Genomic DNA, 17,259 nt, shown 5'->3' on the forward strand with positions numbered 1-17,259 from the left:
ACCGGGGTCGGGTGGGCGCTGAGGGACCGCTCGGCGCGGGCCCGACGGGGCCGGTGTGTGCCGCACGGCGCGCACCGGACACGGCGGTGCGCGCCGGACACGGCGGTGCGCGCCGGACACGGCGGTGCGCGCCGGACGCGGCGGTGCGCGCCGGACGCGGCGGTGCGCGCCGGACGCGGCGGTGCGCGCCGGACGGGGCTGGTCTGTGTGCCGCGCGGGACCGGGCGTTCGTGGTCGGACGGGGCGGTGTGCCGCGGCCGGGTCAGCGGGCAGGCAGCCGGAGCCCCAGTTCGGCGGCGGCCGCCTGGAGCAGCGGCACCATGGCGACCAGGTCGTCCATGCTGCGACGGAAGGCGGGCGCGGCGGTGGAGAGGGCGGCGAAGACGCTGCCGTCGGCCCGCAGGATCGGGACGGCCACGGCGCGCAGGCCGCGATGGTGCTCCTCGTCGGCGGTGGCGTAGCCGCGTTCGGCGACGCGGGCGACGTCTTCGCGCAGGACGTCGCGGTCGATGATGCTGTTCGGTCCGTACGGGGTGAGTTCGACACGGTCCAGGAGGTCGGCGCGCACGTCCTCGGGTGCGAAGGCCATCAGGACCTTGCCCATCGACGTGCAGTGCAGCGGACCGTGGCGGCCCGGTTCGCTGCGTACGCCGACCGGCAGGGGCCCGTCCACGTAGTGCACGTACAGGTGCCGAGTGCCGTCGAGCACGGACATCAGGGTGGCTTCCTCGGTCTGCCGCGTCACCCGCTGCATCACGGGGAGGGCGGTGCCCGCGAAGCCGTAGGCCTGGCCGGCCTGCTGGCCGAGCCGGAACAGCCTGAGGCCAGGTTTGTAGCGCTTGCCGGCGGTCTCGAACTCCACCAAGCCCTCGCGGCAGAGGGAGTTGACCAGCCGGTGCGCGGTGCTGACGGGAACGCCGCTCTCACGGGCCAGCGCCGAGAGCGTGATGCCGTGGGGATGCTCGCCGACCAGGACGAGCAGCCGGATCGCACGACCGATGACGTCGGCCGGGACTTCACTGGTGCTCACGAACGGCAAATTACCACTCAGCGGAAAGAAGTCTCACTGAGCGGACTTCGCGGTTACGCGGTGTTGACACCGCTCATCGGCGGCGCGGACGATGTTTCCCATTGAGCAGATGACCTTCCCACTCAGTGGAAACCCCCCACCCGCGCCTGAGAGGCCTCCCATGAGCCACCCCGTCTTCGACGTGACCGGCAAGGTCGCGCTCGTCACCGGATCGAGCCGCGGTATCGGCCGGGCACTGGCCGGCGGCCTGCTCGAAGCCGGCTGCACGGTCGTCCTCAACGGCCGCGACACCGTCACCCTGGAGGAGACCCGTAAGGAACTGGCCGGGACGTTCGGCGAGGCGGTCCTCGCGGAAGCGTTCGACGTCACGGACTCCGCCGGGGTCGCCGATGCCGTCGGCCGGATCGAGGACCGGGCCGGGCCGATCGACATCCTGGTGAACAACACCGGCGCCCAACGCCGCGCCCCCTTCCTCGAGTTCACCGACGAGGACTGGCACGGCCTGCTCGACACCAACCTCACCAGCGCCTTCCTCGTCGGCCGCGAGGTCGCCCGGCGCATGGTGCCCCGGGGCCACGGCAAGATCGTCAACATCTGCTCGCTGCAGAGCGAGGCGGTGCGCCCCGGTATCGCGCCCTACTCGGCGACCAAGGGCGGCCTGAAGATGCTCACCAAGGGAATGTGCGCCGACCTCGGGCCGCACGGCATCCAGGTCAACGGCATCGGCCCCGGTTACTTCGACACCGAACTGACGTCCGCGCTGGTGGCGGACGAGGAGTTCAGTGCCTGGGTGCGCAGGCGAACGCCGGCCGGCCGCTGGGGCAAGGTCGAGGACCTCGTCGGCGCCCTGCTGTTCCTCTCCTCACCGGCCTCCGACTTCGTCAACGGACAGCTGCTGTACGTCGACGGCGGCATGCTCTCCGTCCTGTGACCCGGCCGACCACTCAAGGAGCTTCCATGCACGCGTGTGTTGTCCACGGAGCCGGTGATCTGCGGGTCGACGAGCGGCCGCCCGCCGATCCCGGGCCGGGTGAGATCGCGGTCGCCGTCGCGCTCGGCGGGATCTGCGGTTCCGACCTGCACTACTACCACCACGGGCGGGTTGGGGACTTCGCACTGCGCGAGCCCATGGTGCTCGGCCACGAGGTGGTCGGCCACGTCGCCGCCCTCGGGCCCGGCACCGACGGACCCTCGGTGGGCACCGCCGTCGCGGTCCATCCCGCCACACCGTGCGGCACCTGCCACGAGTGCGCGGGCGGCAGGCGCAACATCTGCGCCCACACCCGTTATCTGGGCAGCGCCGCCCACACCCCGCACGTCCAGGGCGGATTCGCCCAGCTCATCAGCGTGCCCGCCGACCAGATCCGTCCCCTGCCGCCCGGGCTGAGCCTGCGCCGGGCCGTTCTCGCCGAGCCGCTGTCGGTGGCGCTGCACGCCGTGCACCGGGCGGGCGAGGTGAGCGGCAAGCGGGTCCTGGTCACCGGCGCCGGTCCGATCGGCTGCCTCGTGGTGGCGGCGCTGCGGCACGGCGGCGCCGCCGAGATCGTCGTCAGCGACCTCCTCGACGAGCCGCTGCGGATCGCCACGGAGATGGGGGCGACCGCCACGGCACGCGCGGACCGGGCCGACGCCCCCGCCTGGGACGCCCCTTTCGACATCGCCGTCGAGGCGTCCGGGGCACCGGCGGGGCTGCGGACCTGCGTGGAACGGGTACGCCGCGGCGGCACCGTCGTACTGCTGGGTCTGCTGCCGCCCGGCGAGGTCGGGCTGCTGGGCAATGTCGCGGTCACCCGCGAACTCGGACTGCGCGGTGCCTTCCGATTCGACACCGAGTTCGACGAGGCGCTGTCCCTGCTGGCCCAGGGCCTGCCCGTGGAGCCGACCGTCACCCACACCTTCCCGCTGGAGCGTGCCGTCGCCGCGTTCGACATCGCCCGGGACCGCACGGTCGCCTCCAAGGTCCTGCTGGACGTCGCGGCCGTCACACCACGGTGAACGTCCACAGCAGATTGGTGCTGTTGCCCCAGGTCCACTGCTTGGTGACGGAACCGGAGGAGACGTTGCCGCCGCCGTCGAGGACGAGTCCCGTGGTGCGGTTGGCGATGGAGTACCTGCCGTCGCCGCGGTGGGTGATCAGCCATTGCTGATGGGTGGTGCCGTTCCACTCCTGCTGTCTGACGGTGGCGCCGTCGCCGGTGGCGCCCCAGCCGTCGGCGACCATGCCGTTGGTGCGGTTCTCCAGCCTGTGGTAGCCGTTGCCGAGTTCGACCGCGTGCCACTGCAGGTCGGCGTCGCCGTCCCAGGTCCGCTGCACCAGATCGGAACCGCCGGGGACGACCCCGCCGCCGTCCAGGGCCAGGCCGTTGGTGACGTTGGTGATCCGGAGGAAGACCGACGGGTCGAAAGTGACCTTCAGTGAGGCGATCCTGTTGTCCGCACCGGTGCGGCGCAGGTCGGCCCTGTCCGCCGTGAAGGTCCACGAGGTACCGGTGAGGTCGTCACCCGTGTAGCCGACGATCCGGTATCCGGGGGCGAGCTTTAGCGAGGAGAGGGTGCGCGGCGGTATCCCGGCGAGGGTCAGCTGCTCGGCGGTGTGGTCGCCGAGGGCGAGCACGGCGCTGTCGCCGGAGTAGCGGGCGTCCTTGAAGACCAGGGCGCCGGCGAGGGGCCGCAGCGTCGGGATGCGGCCGGAGAAGCGGAACTTCAGGACGTACGCGGGGGCGTCGAACGGCATCACCGACGGAAGGGTCACCTTCAGCCCGGCCGTGGACTGGGCCGGGGCGGGGAGGTCGATGTACTCGCCGGCCGTGGAGCCGAGCAGTTGCACCGACGACAGCGAGCCCAGGTCGATCCGGTCGGAGCGGAGCGTCCTGAGCGTCAGAGCTCCGCCGGGCCGGCCCAGGATCGTCGCGTACAGGACGGTGCCGGCCTTGTTGCGGGTGAACCGGATGTCCTGCGCGGTGCCGGCCGTGGGCCGGGTGAAGGAGCCGCCGCCCATCTTCGTCGGCCCCTCGCCGTACGCCGTCCAGGCCCGGGTCCCGTAGATCGACTCGCCGAAGCGCTTCAGATAGTCGCCGATGCCCAGCAGGAGGTCGCGCTGCCCCTGCGGGATGGTGCCGTCGGCCTTCGGGGCGATGTTGAGCAGCATGTTGCCGTTCTTGCTGACCCGGTCGATGAACGAGTGCAGCATCTGCGCGAGCGTGTAGTAGCCGATGCCCTCCGTGTAGCACCAGCTGGAGTTGGAGATGCTGTCGTCGGTCAGCCAGTAGGGCGCGGTCAGGTCGGCCGGGCCGCCCCGCTCGTAGTCGAAGACCGCGCCGTGGCTGTTGAGGCCGTCCTTGTAGGTGGCGACGACCTCCTTGCCCCACTTCGCGGCCTGGTTGTAGTAGTACGCCAGGAAGTTGAGCCGCTGCGTCTCGTCGACGTGGTCGAGCCTCCAGTCCTGCCACAGGATGTCCGGCCGGGCCCGGTCGACGACCTCCTTGAGCTTGTCGTACCAGAGCTGGTTCTCCTGCTCCGGACCCAGCTGACCGTAGAGCTTCTGCAGGCTCGGGTCGGACTGGGCGGGCGCGTGCTCGAAGTAGCCGGTGTAGTTGTACGCGTGGTGCATCGCCACCAGCAGCTTCAGCTTCCTGGCGCGGATCGCGTCGGTGAACAGCCGCAGCAGATCGAGGCCCGGGCCCTTCTTCACCGAGTTCCACTCGTTGACCTGGCTGTCCCACATCGAGTAGCCGTCGTGGTGCTCGGCGACCGGCCCGGCGAACCTCGCGCCGGCGTCGACGAACAGTTGGACCCATTCGTCGGGATCGAAGTTGCCGCCGGCCGACTTGAGCTTCGGCGCGAACTGGGTGCGGTTGCCCGCCAGGTCGTCCGCCCCGTCGATGAAGTTGTGGTACGGCCACTCGGTCGGGCTGCCATAGGTGGCGGTGTGGTGCTTGTTCGCCTTGTCGTCCGGCACGTACATGTTGCGTGGGTACCACTCGCTGTCGTACGCGGGGACGCTGAAGGCGCCCCAGTGGAAATAGATGCCGAACTTGGCGTCCCGGAACCACTCGGGTGCCGCCGGGTGCCGGTTCACCGAGTCCCATGTGGGCCGGTAGGTGCGCGGGGCCGCCAGGGCGCCTCCGGCGGCGACCACGTCAGTGGCCACCGCGGCCGAGACGACGGCCGTGGCACCGGCCAGTAACGTGCGCCTGCTGATCGTGCGCCTGCTGATCGCTCTCGACACCACGGAGACCTCCGTCTCGGCTGTTACACGCAAAGGCATGACCGGTACACATGGGGCTGGCGTGTCAGGTGTTACGCCATGAAGGTCAGCCATGCAGGCCGTGGGTGTCAACGGGCGTGCAGGGATGAATAAGCCCTGGAGCAGTTAGCTTTTGCCCGCTTTGCTGGTTATCTTGCAGATCGAACTGCGGGAGACATGGAATGTCTTGACAGGGTGGCCGTAGCGGGCGATCAACGGAGAGTGAGAACTCACTGCGCCCGCCAGGCGCGACCTGATGGAAGTCGGACGGCTGCTCGAACCGGTCGCCGCCGGCCTGGCCGCCACCCGGATCTCCACGGCGGGGCCTGGCCGACGTCGGATCTGGCGCGGTCTGGTGGACGCCCGGGCCGCGGGGTGCACCCTCGCGGAGCACGAGGCGATCTTCGCGGCGCCGGCCGGTCGGGACGCCGCGCTCACCCAGGCCGCCGCGCTGCTGCACGTCAGCAGTACCGAGCAATGGCTGCGGGACCACCTGGCCACCACCGCGTCCTCCCCGGGCCTGGCTGACTTCCCCGGGCGTGAGCGGGTGCTGCCTTCCGGCGGCGTGGCGACCCGGTCGCGCTCATGGCAGGCCGTTGTCAGTGGTGCGCGTTAGCCTGCGCAGATCCGACCGTCCATCCCTTTTGGGAGGTTTCCATGGTCTCGCGGCTCAACCCCTACCTCAGCTTCGCCGGCGATGCCCGGCAGGCCCTGGAGTTCTACAAGGAGGTGTTCGGCGGCACCCTGGCGCTGAACAGCTACGGCGACTTCGGCCAGCAGGGCACCCCGCACGCCGACAAGATCATGCACGGCAGGCTGGAGACTTCCAGCGGCTTCACCCTGATGGGCGCCGACGCGCCTCCGGGAACGGAGCTCGAGCCGGGCAACAACTTCGCGGTGAGCCTCAGCGGCGACGACGACGCCGAGCTCCGCGGCTACTGGGAGAAGCTGTCCGAAAACGGCTCCGTGGCCGTCCCGCTGGAGAAGCAGATGTGGGGCGACGTCTTCGGCATGTGCACCGACCGCTTCGGCATCTCCTGGATGGTCAACATCGGCTCGTAGGACAGCTGACAGAACCGACGTGCCGCCCGTGCCCGGGACCCAGTGCCCGGAGGGCCGACGGTCCCGGGCACGGGCATGGGCTCGGCCCGCGACTGGGCGCGGGCCCGGGTCCGGGTTTGGTCCGAGTCCGGGTTCGGTCCGGGTCCGGTCAGAGTCCGGGTCGGTCAGAGTCCGGGTCGGTCAGGGTCCGGTCGGTCAGGCAAGGCGACAGGTCCGGGGCCGGGGCTTGGGGGGCGGGCCACGGTTCCGGCGCACGCTGCGGCTCGGCGGACCGGCCGCACTCCCGGGCAGGCCGCACCGCCGGGCGGGTCCGGGGTCTGGGGGCGGGTGCGGGTGCGGGTTCGGGAGTCCGGCAGGTGCACCGCCCAGCGGGCCCCACCGCCGGGCACGCCATCCGCCGAGCGCCGTTGGGCGGACCGCCCCGCGGAGCACTTGTCGTCTCAGCGTGAGAGCACTTGTCGTCTCAGCGCGACAGTGCGCGTGTCCGACCGTACTGTGACCTCATCGGACAACATGTGACGGACTCTGGCGGTACCCCTGCCGCGCCGGAAGGAGCGGCTCGCATGCACGGGTATGCGACCCCTGACAGTGACGAGGTCACGGCGGCGCCCGGCAGGCTACTGGACGTCCTGAAGGTCGCGGCCGTGGTCCTGGACGCGGACGGGTACATCGCGCTGTGGAGCCCCGAGAACGAGCATCTGCTCGGTTACTCCCCCGAGGAGGCCCTGGGGCAGCGCGCCGACAGACTCCTTGTCACGCGCGAGAACCGTCCACGGGCCAGGGAACTGTTCACCCAGGTCAGTTCGGGCGCCCGGCGGGCGGGGGTCTTCCCACTGCGGCACCGGGACGGCACGGAGCGCGCGGTGGAGTTCCGCACGATGCGCCTGCTCGACAGCGAGGGCCGGCCCCACCTGCTGGGGATCGCCACGGACGCGACGACCGTGCGGGGCGTGGAGCGGGACCTGGCCCTGTCGAACAGCCTCGTCAACCAGACCCCGGTGGGCATCGCCGTCTTCGACAACGACCTGCGCTGGGTGGGCGTCAATCCGGCGCTCGAGCGCATGAACGGCGTACCCGAGTCGGCCGTGCTGGGCCGCCGGGTCGGCGAAGTACTGCCGGACCTGGATGTGCAGGCCATCGAAGCCCGCATGCGGTACGTCCTGGAGACCGGCGAGCCCCTGCTCGACCAGCAGACCGTCGGTCGTACGGCTGCGGACGTCCAGGACCGCGCGTACTCGGAGTCGTACCACCGCATCGAGGACAGCGACGGCCGGGTGCTCGGGCTCGCAATGTCCGTCCTGGACGTCACCGAGCGCCAGCAGGCCGCGGCCGAGGTCGCCGAGGCCCGTCAGCGCCTGGCCGTGATCGCGGACGCGGGAGTGCGGATCGGCACCACACTGGACCTCCGGCAGACCGCGCGGGAGCTGGCCGAGGTGGCCGTGCCGCACGTGGCCGACCTGGCGGCCGTCGACGTCCTCGAATCCGTCGTGGCCCACGGCGCCATCACGCCCGTCACGGGTGACGCACCCGTCGAGTTGAGGGCGCTGGCCGTCGCGGCGGGCTATCCCACGGACGTCATACACGCCGCCGACCCCGTCGGGGAAGTGGCCGTCTACGGTTCCTCGCGGATGATCACCCAGTGCGTCCGTACTGCCCAGCCGGTCCTGGTCGGGCGCGTGGACGGCCGGATGATGCGGCGCATCGCCCGGGACGCACGCGTCGCCCGGATGCTCCTCTCCGCGGGCGTGCACTCCTATCTGGCGCTGCCGCTCATGGCCCGCGGAAAGGTGCTCGGCACCCTCACCCTGTACCGCACCGTCAACGAGCGGCCTTTCGACGAACAGGACCGCGTGCTCGCCTCGGAACTCGCCGCGCGTGCCGCGATATCCATCGACAACGCCCGCCTCTACGGACGGGAACGCTCCGCCGCCCTGACGCTGCAGCGGAGTCTGCTGCCGTCCGCGCCGGCCCGGCAGGAGGCGCTCGACATCGCCGCACGCTACCTCCCCGCCCTGAGCGAGGTGGGCGGCGACTGGTACGACGTGCTGCCGCTGGGGCCGGGACGCACCGGGCTCATCGTGGGGGACGTGATGGGCAAGGGAGTCCAAGCAGCCGCGATCATGGGCCAGTTGAGCACCGCGACCCGTGCGCTGGCCCGCCTCGACCTGCCGCCCGACGAGCTGCTGCGGCACCTCGACGACATCGCCGGCTCGCTCGGCGACGCGATCGCCACCTGTGTCTACGCCGTGTGCGACGTGCGCAGCGGCACCTGCGCGCTGTCCAGCGCCGGTCATCTGCCGCCGGTGCTGACGAGGGGGGACGGCACCGCGGAACTCGTCGACGTGCCCGGCGGTGTACCGCTCGGGGTGGGCGGTGTGGCCTTCGGCACCGTGGAGCTGCCCTTCGCCGCGGGCTCACTGCTCGCCCTCTACACCGACGGACTGGTCGAGAACCGGGGGGAACCGATCGACAGGGGCCTCACGGCGCTGACCCGTCTGCTGCAGAGCTCGGGCCACTGCCTGGAGGAGACCAGCGACACCGTCCTCCGCGCCCTGCGCCCGGAACCCGACGACGACGTCGCGCTCCTGCTCGTCCGCACCCGTGTCTGAGCGCGGTCACGGCGCGGAGGACGGACGCCGTCCGGCGGGCTGCGCGTGCGCGCCGGGTGCCCGCCGAGTGCCGACCCGTGGCGGGTCGGCCCTGTTCATCGGCCGCGGTCCGGCGCGGCGGTGCCGGTCAGGCGTCCTGCGCGGCGGCCGGTCGGTCGATGTGCGCGGCGGCGTTGAGAATCGTGGCGGTGACCGCCTCCGGGCTGGAGGTCGGCAGCGCGTGGGAGGCGCCGGGCACGACGGTGGTGTCCTTGCCGCCCGCGCGTTCGGCCATGAAGTGGTGCGCGGCCAGCGGGATGTTGCGGTCCAGCTCCGGGAAGACGAACCAGGACGGGACGGTCCGCCAGGCCGGCTCACCGGAGGGCTCGTTGAGGGCGGTGTCGCGCAGCGGACGTTGGGCGGCGGCGTTGAGCGTGGCCTCCTCGACGGGCAGGTCGGCGGCGAACTGCTGGTGGAAGGCGTCCTGACGGATGTAGAGGTCGGTGGTGCCGTCGGCCTGCGGCACGAAGTCCAGGACCTCGGGCAGGGTACTGCCGGGGAACTTGCCGGTCAGGTCGCCGATGCTCTCGCCGTGCTCCGGGGCGAACGCGGCGACGAACACCAGCGCGCGCACGCCGGGCACGTCGAGCGCCGCGTTGGTCGCGACCGCCCCGCCGTAGGAGTGGCCGACGAGGACGACCGGCTCCTCGATCGAGGTGAGCAGGCTGCGCAGGGCCTCCGCGTCGCCGGACAGGCTGCGCAGCGGGTTGGCGAACGCGATCACCCGGTGGCCCGCGGCCTGCAGGCGCTCGGTGACCGGATTCCACGCGGAGGACTCGGCGAACGCACCGTGCACGAGAACGACGGTCGGCTTACCAGTCATGGACCACAACTCCTGATCATCAACATGTACGACGGGACCGGCACTTGGCCACCCCGGCCTCCATCACACCAATCGGACGGGCAGCCGAATTGCCTCTCCGTGCACGGGTGTCACACCGACCGCGCATACCGGTGCCACGGCCGGCGCGATCGCGGTGCGGACTATTCGATTGCGGAAGTAGCCGATGGCTTGGCACGGTTCAGGCATCGTGCGGTCCGATCGCGATCTGAGGAGGCACCCTCGTGGCTGTCGTTCCGGAACGTCGTTTGGCTCTGCTCGGAGGCGGCTTCTCCACCGACGACGATGGTCTGCTGGATGACTGGGTGCTCGATCAGGTGCCCGTTCCTCGCCCCAAGGTGTGTTTCGTTCCGACAGCCAGTGGCGACGCCCCCGCCTACATCGAGCAGTTCTTCGGGGCCTACCAGTCACGTTCCTGCGAGCCCAGCGTCCTGCAGCTGTTTCGGCGGGAGCTCGATGACGAGGCCCTACGCGCGTTCCTGCTCTCTCAAGACGTCGTCTATGCGGGTGGGGGCAACACCGCGAACATGCTGGCGGTCTGGCGCGCGCACGGTGTGGACCGGCTACTTCGCGAGGCCTTCGACCGTGGGACCCTGCTGTGCGGCATCAGCGCTGGTGCCAACTGCTGGGCCGAGGGCTCGCACACCGACTCTTTCGGGCCGCTGACTCACCTCTCGGACGGGTTGGGCTTGTTGTCCGGCTCGGTCTGCCCGCACTACGACAGTGAGCCGGGTCGACGATCGTCCTATCAGGCAGCCGTGGCAAACCGCGTGCTTCCAGCGGGCTGGGCAGTCGACGACGGCGTCGGTGCCCTCTTCACGGACGGCCTGTTGGCGGAGTCCGTGACCCGTACGCCTCAGGCCTGTCTGTATCGCGTGGAGCCCGGCAGGGATGGCGGAGTCAAGGAACAGGCCATGCGATGTCGCCTGCTCGCCGCAGCGCAACTGCCCACTTCACCCGCATGAAGTGGTGAGAAGTGATCGTCCGGGTGCGTCTTCCGGGTGGGGGCGGGCGTCCAGCCACAGCAGCACGGCCTCCGTACGGGTGGAGACGCCCAGCTTGGTGTAGATGGCCCAGAGGTAGTTGCGTACGGTCTTGGCGGTCAGCGACATTCTCCGGCCGATCTCGGCGACCTTGACGCCGCTCGCCACCAGGTCCATGACCTGCCGCTCGCGCGGTGACAGCATCCGGCGCAGCTGCGCCCCGCGACCGGGGGAAGAGGCGGGACCGGCGGGACCGGTGGTACCAGCAGGACCGGCAGGGGCTCCGGGAGCAGTGGGCCGGGCGGCCCAGGTTCCTCCGGGCTGCTCCGCGGACGGCACGGTGGACGAGCCCGTAGAGGCCGCGGAGGCGATGAAGATCCCCGAGGTGACCGAGGCGGCTGGGGCCGTGGCGGGCACGCCGGAGGTCGCGGCGTGCCACGCGCAATCACGGACCGCCGGCGATATGTGGGTGTGCCCGGCGGCGGTGCTTCGCAGCGCGTGCAGCAGCATCCGGCCGTCGTAGTCCCCTTCGGCCAGGCAACTGGTGACACCGAGCCGGAGCGCGTCGGCCAGTTGCCGGGGCTCGTCCGTCGGACAGATCAGGAGCACGGGAGGCGTCCCCTCGCCAGGCGTGCCGAGCAGTCGTGCGGCCTCGCCCACGGCGTCCGGGCCCCGCAGCAGCACGACGTGGCACGCGGGGGCGTCGAGCAGTTCCTCGTGCGGCGACCGCACGTGGCGCAGGCGCAGCCCCTCGTCCCCCCGCAGCAGGTTCCGGTACGGCCAGTCGCCGTCGTCGCAGGCCATGGTCGCGATCACGTCGAGCTTGCCGGGCGGCCGGGCGGACCGGCCCTCGGCCCGGGTCGGGGCCAGGACGGGGACCGGGTTTGGGGGCAACGAGCTTCGCACCATGCGTTCCTTCCGCCGGGGGCAACGACAACCAGTGCGCTTCCGCAGGGGATGGGCGCGCTGTCCGTCCGGACCGCTGGGGCGGACGGTGTTCGTCGACTGTCCTCCCGCGTCTCCGCCGTAGGCATCGGCCGTTCGGCCGAGTTCCCGCCGAACGCATCGGCCGTATGGCCCAAGCCGTACCGGGCCGACGTACCGCCGCGGGCCTTTCCAAGACGTACAGACGTTCGCCCCCGCTGTGGAAGGATCGGTCGGGTGAGCGGACCCCGGGGTACCAAGACACGTGTCCTCATCGCCGACGACCAGGACCTGGTCCGGGCCGGCTTCCGGCTCATCCTCGACGCCCAGGACGGCATCGAGGTGGTCGGCGAGGCCGCGGACGGGCTCACCTGCCTGGAAATGGCGCGCGAACTGCGGCCGGACGTCTGCCTGGTGGACATCCGCATGCCGAAGCTGGACGGTTTGCAGGTCACCCGGCTACTGGCCGGTCCCGCGGTGCCGGATCCGGTCCACGTCGTCGTGATCACCAGCTTCGACCACGACGACTACATCAACACCGCACTGCGCAACGGCGCCTGCGGCCTCCTGCTGAAGGACGCCACACCGGCGCTGCTGGTCGAGGCGGTACGGGCCGCCGCACGCGGTGACGCGCTGGTCTCGCCCGCGGTGACGGTCCGGCTGCTGAAGCGGCTGGAGGAGCAGGTGCCGGCGGTGCCCGGCGCAGGGCCGCGTCCGTTCCCGCTCAGCGCCCGGGAACTGGAGGTGGTCCAGCTGGTGGCGGTGGGCCGCACCAACCAGGAGATCTGCGACGAGCTGTTCCTGTCCCTGTCCACGGTCAAGACACATCTGGGAAAGATCCACAGCAAGCTGGGAGTCCGCAACCGGGTCGAGGTGGCCGCGTGGGCGTGGGCGAACGGCGCCGTCCGGACGGCGCTTTGACGAAAGCGGAGTGAACCGGCGGGACGGGCCGTGAAGCCGCCAGCAGAAGACGAGCCGTGTCGCCGCCCACAGAGAACGGGCCGTGTCGCCGCCCACAGAAAAGTAGTTCGGGCCGCGTGAGGCCGGACCGTTACCTAACCTTCACCGTATGACACATTCTGCCCCCGCGCCCCTGGGGCAACGCGCCCGCCGGCTGAGCTTCGGCGCGCTGTTCGCGTTACTGGGTGGACTGTGGCTGCTCGACATGGAGTTGGTCTGGCTGCAGCAGCAACGGCTCACCGATTGGCTGCCGTTACTGACCGGATCGGCCGCCGTGGCGCTGATCCTCGTGCCCGACCGGGTGCTGAGCCTTGAGTGGCGGGCGGGGCTGGCGGCGGCCGCTTCCTCGGTGCTGACCGTGGGAACGATCCTGCTCGGGCAACCCATGCCCGACTGGGGGCTCTTGGAGACGGCCTGCCTGCTGGTCCTGCTGGCCCGCACCTGCCGTAGCGTCAGGCACCCCGGAGTCGCCGTGGTCCTGTCGGCGGGGCTCGGGGCCGCCGTCATCGACGAGCCCTTACGGACCGAGGGGACCGGGATCACCCTCACCTATCCGTTCCTGCTGACGTTCATCGTCGGCGCCGCGATCGGAACGGGCTGCTACCAGCGCACGACGGACGCCCGCCGGGCGCGTTCGGTGGCGGCCGCACGGCTTGCCGAACGGCTGCAACTGGCCCGGGAACTACATGACTTCGTCGCCCACCACGTCACCGGCATCGTCGCCCAGGCCCACGCGGCGGGGGTGATCCACCAGAGTTCGCCCCACCAGATCGGCCCCATCCTGCGCAATATCTCGGAGGCGGGCCAGCAGACCCTGGACTCGATGCGCCGTCTGGTCCGCGTCCTGCGTGAGGACCAGGACCCGCCGGGCGAAGCCGTCGTCCGCGGGGACGGCGGTGGAATGGACATCCAGCGGCCCGGTGAGCCCCATGCGGTCCTCGCGCAACTGGTCCCGCTGCTCACCGACTTGGTGTCGTCGTTCTCCGAGCCGGGTGGCGGTACGGTCGCCCGGCTGGAGATCTCCGCAGCCGCCCGCCGCACCCTCGTCACTCCCGAAGTGGAGTCGGCGGTGCACCGCGTGGTGCAGGAGGCCCTGACCAATGTGCGCCGGCACGCTCCCGGCACCCAGGCCACGGTGCGCCTGGAGCGGACCGACGACGGGCTGCTCAGGGTGGACGTGCACAACACCGCGGCCTCGCTGCGCGCCGCCGTGCCCACCGGAGGGCACGGCGGCTACGGTCTGATGGGGCTGCGGGAGCGCGCGTACGAGGTGGGAGGCACCCTCACGGCCGGCCCCGGGGACGACGACGGCTGGTGGGTCATCGCGCACTTCCCGACCGCCCCGGAGCCGGTCGCGTCGGCGGCCCGCCCCGATGGCAGCGTGCGCTGACCCACACGGGGCGCACCCACGGATCAACGCCCGCGCCACCCACCGGTTCAATTCCGGTGAGTGGCACGGGCGTTGGACCGATCGGGGGCGGCGGTGGGTCACCCGTACTTCGGTGCCCCACAACCGCCCAGGACATTCGGGGGCCTCACAGTCCCGGGTGTTCGCCCCGAACTCCGGAGAGGCCCGTCAGATGGAACATCTCCTCCGCATCGGCACCCGACCGCGGGAACCCGCACTCCGCACGGATCGCGAGAATGCCGGCCCGAAGTGCGCGCACCACGAGGTGGGTGCGGTTCTTCGCGCACAGCTTTTCCCGGATGTTGGCCAGGTGGGCGCCCACCGTGCGAGGCGAAATCGACAGGGCGGCGGAAATCTCCGAGTCGGACATTCCGTGTGCGGCCAGCAGCAGGATCTCGCCTTCCCGTGGGCTTAGCCGGCCCGTGCGGTCCCATGCCGGACCGGCCGGGGCCAGCGAACCGTCCACCGTCATGTCGCCTCCCGCCGCGGCCCGGGGCGCTCCGTGTGCGGGCGATTGCCGGTCCGGTGGGTGGTGGCTGATTCTCTGCGGAATGCCGACGGCGCGCGGCGCACCGTCCTGGGCATGAATGTTGCCGAGGTCATGCGGGTGGCTTTCCTTTCCGTGGAACCGTGTCCGCGAGCGGTCTGGTCAACTACCGCCCGTGGCCCGGCGCCATGCTCAGGGGCCCCATACGACGGTAAAGGGCAGGCAATGTCCGTGATGGACAAGGGGGGTCGCAGAACGTGGACCGCACTCGCCGAATTCACCGTCCGGCATCGCCGGGGAATGCCCATGTTGGCACAGGCTCACAGCTGACGCATGGGAATGTCCCGCCCACTGAAACATGACCTCCGACACTGTCCCCGGTTCCGCGGGTTTCCCGGGTTTCCACGAGCGGTGACGCCGCGGTTTCTCCGTTCGGCCTGGTCATCGGGCCCATGAACGGTGCGGAGTCATGAATTCAAGGGGAGTCCGAAAGGAGACCGAATGGACACGGAACGGGCACGGAACGGACACGGATCGGGCGGCCCGTAGGCAATTTTGCTGATCGCGCGGGGCCCCGGCACCGTCTAACGTCCCCCTCGTGAACGACGACGGAGTGTCCGCGTCGAGGGGAGCCAGTATGAGCACGGCCATCGTGGTGGGCAGCGGCCCCAACGGTCTTGCGGCCGCCGTCTCGCTCGCGCGGGAGGGTGTCGAGGTCACCGTGCTGGAGGCCGCCGACACGATCGGCGGGGGCACGCGCACCAGCGAACTGACGCCGGGTCTCCTGCACGACCACTGCTCCGCCACCCATCCGATGGCCGTCGGCTCACCGTTCCTGCGCACGCTGGGGCTGGACCGCTACGGCCTCAGCTGGTGCGTTCCGGAGATCGACTGCGTGCATCCGCTGGACTCCGGCGAGGCGGGCGTCCTCCACCGGTCGCCGCACGAGACGGCCGCGGCGTTGGGCGGACCGGACGGGCGGTTGTGGCAGCGGCTGTTCGGGACCCTCGCCGGGAGCTACGACGCGCTCGCCGAGGACCTCATGCGCCCGCTCCAGCACCTGCCGGCGCACCCCCTGCGGCTGGCCGCGTTCGGGCCGGCGGCCCTGCTGCCCGTCGCAGCGGTGGCCCGGCTGCTGCGCTCCGAGCACGCCCGTGCCCTGTTCGCCGGGGTGGCCGCCCATGCGTTCCGTCCGTTCCACCGGCCGGCGACCGCCGCCGTGGGACTGATGATCATCGGCGCCGGGCACCGGTACGGCTGGCCGGTGGCCGCGGGCGGTTCACGGGCCATCAGTGACGCTCTCGCCGCGCTGCTCGCCGAACTCGGCGGCCGGATCGAGACGGGGGTCCGGGTGCGCTCCCTCGCCCAACTGCCGCCCGCGGACGTGGTCCTGTTCGACCTCGCGCCGGGCGCGGTCGCCGACATCATGGGCGAGAGGCTGCCGGGGCGGGTCGCGCGGGCCTACCGCCGGTTCCGGCACGGGCCGGGCGCCTTCAAGGTCGACTTCGCGGTCGAAGGAGGCGTTCCGTGGACCCATCCGGCGGCCCGCCGCGCCGGCACCGTGCACCTGGGCGGGGCCTACGCGGAAGTCGCCCGCACCGAACGGATGATCCACGCCGGACGGATGCCGGAGCGGCCCTTCGTCCTGGTCGGCCAGCAGTATCTGGCCGATCCGCAGCGGTCGGACGGCGACGTCCATCCGCTGTGGACGTACGCGCACGTACCCCACGGCTACGACGGTGACGCGACGGAGGCGATCGTCGGGCAGATCGAGCGGTTCGCCCCGGGGTTCCGCGAACGGGTCCTCGGCATGGCCGTCCGCTCGACCGCCGCTTTCGAGGCGTACAACCCGAACTACGTCGGTGGGGACGTCATCACGGGAGCGAACACCGCCCTGCAGCTCGTCATGCGTCCCCGCCTCGCCGTCGATCCCTACAGCACGGGTGTGCCGGGGATGTTCATCTGCTCCGCGGCGTCGCCGCCCGGGGCCGGCGCCCATGGAATGTGCGGGGCGAACGCCGCGGCGTCGGCCCTGCGCCATCTCCGCCGACGGGCGACGGGCTCCACGGTTTCCGTCCCGTCGGGACGAAAGCAGACCTGAAAGGAACGAATGAAGGCGTCATTGTGGTGGGTTCGTCGGACCCACCACAATGACGCCTTTCCCGTTTCTCTTCGCCAAGAATTCGGATGTGAAGTCCGCCACCTGCGAAATAGGTATTTTCCTCAATGGCAGGGGGCTCATCGAGCGGGCATTGTTGTCACCGGAAGCACACCGGAGAAAACAGAACTCCGGGGCTCTTCGGAAAGGAAACAACAATGAGCCACATCGCCAAGGCAGTGGACACCCTGAACCTCCCCGTCCAGGAGATGGTCCTGACGTCCGTCCGTCCGACCCTCGGCACCCCGCGCATCGGCCGTGCCGGCCGCGGCGGCGGTGCGGGCCGGGGCCTCGCCGGCCTGGGCGCGATCGCCGACCTGGCCGGCATCGGCGCTGCTGCCGCCTCGACGGTCGGCGTCGCCTCCTCGGTGGAGGCGGCCAACGCCTCCGTGGCAGCCGACCAGGCCGTCGCGAACGCGGCGGCGGACGTTGCGGCCGGTGCCGGCGCCGGTGCGGGTGCGGCCGGTGCCGGTGGGGCCTGATCCGACCTCCGCGGCCTGCGGTCCGCCGGC

At 71.1% G+C, this 17,259-nt stretch carries 14 protein-coding genes and 1 pseudogene; 10 read left to right on the top strand and 5 right to left on the bottom strand.

All coding sequences use genetic code 11. From position 1 onward, the window contains the following. Positions 1-262: 262 nt before the first annotated feature. Positions 263-1,030 carry an IclR family transcriptional regulator gene (locus EF387_RS34435; RefSeq protein WP_128380524.1) on the bottom strand — a complete coding sequence of 256 codons (768 nt, stop codon included), beginning with the start codon at positions 1,028-1,030 and terminating at the stop codon, positions 263-265. Between the two features lie 160 nt (positions 1,031-1,190). Between EF387_RS34435 and EF387_RS34440 the strand changes: the two genes are divergently transcribed. Beyond that, complete coding sequence (locus EF387_RS34440) at positions 1,191-1,961, top strand: SDR family oxidoreductase (protein ID WP_128380525.1); 771 nt, start codon at positions 1,191-1,193, stop codon at positions 1,959-1,961. A 26-nt stretch (positions 1,962-1,987) separates the two neighbouring features. Then, the gene (locus tag EF387_RS34445) at positions 1,988-3,025 is read left to right on the top strand and encodes an L-idonate 5-dehydrogenase (protein ID WP_128380526.1); all 1,038 of its coding nucleotides are present in this window, start codon (positions 1,988-1,990) and stop codon (positions 3,023-3,025) included. Here the strand turns inward: EF387_RS34445 and EF387_RS34450 are convergent. Then, positions 3,012-5,297: an alpha-L-fucosidase gene (locus EF387_RS34450; protein WP_128380527.1), complete on the bottom strand. Its 2,286-nt coding sequence runs from the start codon at positions 5,295-5,297 to the stop codon at positions 3,012-3,014. The genes EF387_RS34445 and EF387_RS34450 overlap by 14 nt on opposite strands. Positions 5,298-5,517: 220 nt before the next feature. Here EF387_RS34450 and EF387_RS34455 point away from each other — a divergent pair. From EF387_RS34455 to EF387_RS34465, 3 genes and pseudogenes are all read left to right on the top strand, one after another. After that, positions 5,518-5,793, top strand: a pseudogene (locus tag EF387_RS34455) (GntR family transcriptional regulator); the annotation flags it as partial. A gap of 140 nt (positions 5,794-5,933) precedes the next feature. Next, positions 5,934-6,338 (top strand): VOC family protein, encoded by a 405-nt coding sequence (locus EF387_RS34460; protein ID WP_128380528.1) that lies wholly within the window; start codon positions 5,934-5,936, stop codon positions 6,336-6,338. A gap of 563 nt (positions 6,339-6,901) precedes the next feature. Next, complete coding sequence (locus tag EF387_RS34465) at positions 6,902-8,947, top strand: SpoIIE family protein phosphatase (RefSeq protein WP_128380529.1); 2,046 nt, start codon at positions 6,902-6,904, stop codon at positions 8,945-8,947. Between the two features lie 127 nt (positions 8,948-9,074). On the opposite strand, the gene EF387_RS34470 is transcribed toward EF387_RS34465, so the two are convergent. Continuing rightward, on the bottom strand, positions 9,075-9,809 hold the full coding sequence (locus EF387_RS34470; RefSeq protein WP_128380530.1) for an alpha/beta fold hydrolase: 735 nt from the start codon (positions 9,807-9,809) through the stop codon (positions 9,075-9,077). A gap of 242 nt (positions 9,810-10,051) precedes the next feature. On the opposite strand from EF387_RS34470, the gene EF387_RS34475 reads away from it, so the two are divergent. Then, positions 10,052-10,792: a Type 1 glutamine amidotransferase-like domain-containing protein gene (locus EF387_RS34475; protein WP_202918455.1), complete on the top strand. Its 741-nt coding sequence runs from the start codon at positions 10,052-10,054 to the stop codon at positions 10,790-10,792. On the opposite strand, the gene EF387_RS34480 is transcribed toward EF387_RS34475, so the two are convergent. After that, positions 10,781-11,719, bottom strand: coding sequence for a helix-turn-helix transcriptional regulator (locus EF387_RS34480; protein WP_128380531.1), 939 nt, complete (start codon positions 11,717-11,719; stop codon positions 10,781-10,783). The two genes, EF387_RS34475 and EF387_RS34480, sit on opposite strands and share 12 nt — an antisense overlap. Before the next feature lie 252 nt (positions 11,720-11,971). Here EF387_RS34480 and EF387_RS34485 point away from each other — a divergent pair, with 252 nt between their 5' ends. Together EF387_RS34485 and EF387_RS34490 are read left to right on the top strand one after the other, a co-directional pair. After that, on the top strand, positions 11,972-12,655 hold the full coding sequence (locus EF387_RS34485; RefSeq protein WP_128380532.1) for a response regulator: 684 nt from the start codon (positions 11,972-11,974) through the stop codon (positions 12,653-12,655). 148 nt (positions 12,656-12,803) lie between these two features. Next, positions 12,804-14,084, top strand: a complete 1,281-nt coding sequence (locus EF387_RS34490; RefSeq protein WP_128380533.1) for a sensor histidine kinase — start codon at positions 12,804-12,806, stop codon at positions 14,082-14,084. A 145-nt stretch (positions 14,085-14,229) separates the two neighbouring features. Here EF387_RS34490 and EF387_RS34495 read toward each other — a convergent pair whose 3' ends face one another. Then, the gene (locus EF387_RS34495; RefSeq protein WP_128380534.1) at positions 14,230-14,574 is read right to left on the bottom strand and encodes a response regulator transcription factor; all 345 of its coding nucleotides are present in this window, start codon (positions 14,572-14,574) and stop codon (positions 14,230-14,232) included. 652 nt (positions 14,575-15,226) lie between these two features. On the opposite strand from EF387_RS34495, the gene EF387_RS34500 reads away from it, so the two are divergent. Continuing rightward, on the top strand, positions 15,227-16,690 hold the full coding sequence (locus tag EF387_RS34500) for a phytoene desaturase family protein (protein WP_128380535.1): 1,464 nt from the start codon (positions 15,227-15,229) through the stop codon (positions 16,688-16,690). A gap of 215 nt (positions 16,691-16,905) precedes the next feature. Beyond that, a complete protein-coding gene (locus tag EF387_RS46820; RefSeq protein ID WP_155589799.1) occupies positions 16,906-17,229 on the top strand; it encodes a hypothetical protein in 324 nt (107 codons plus the stop codon). Positions 17,230-17,259 lie beyond the last annotated feature (30 nt).

The sequence above is a fragment of the Streptomyces cavernae genome (genome assembly GCF_004023625.1).
Classification (GTDB): Bacteria; Actinomycetota; Actinomycetes; order Streptomycetales; family Streptomycetaceae; genus Streptomyces; species Streptomyces cavernae.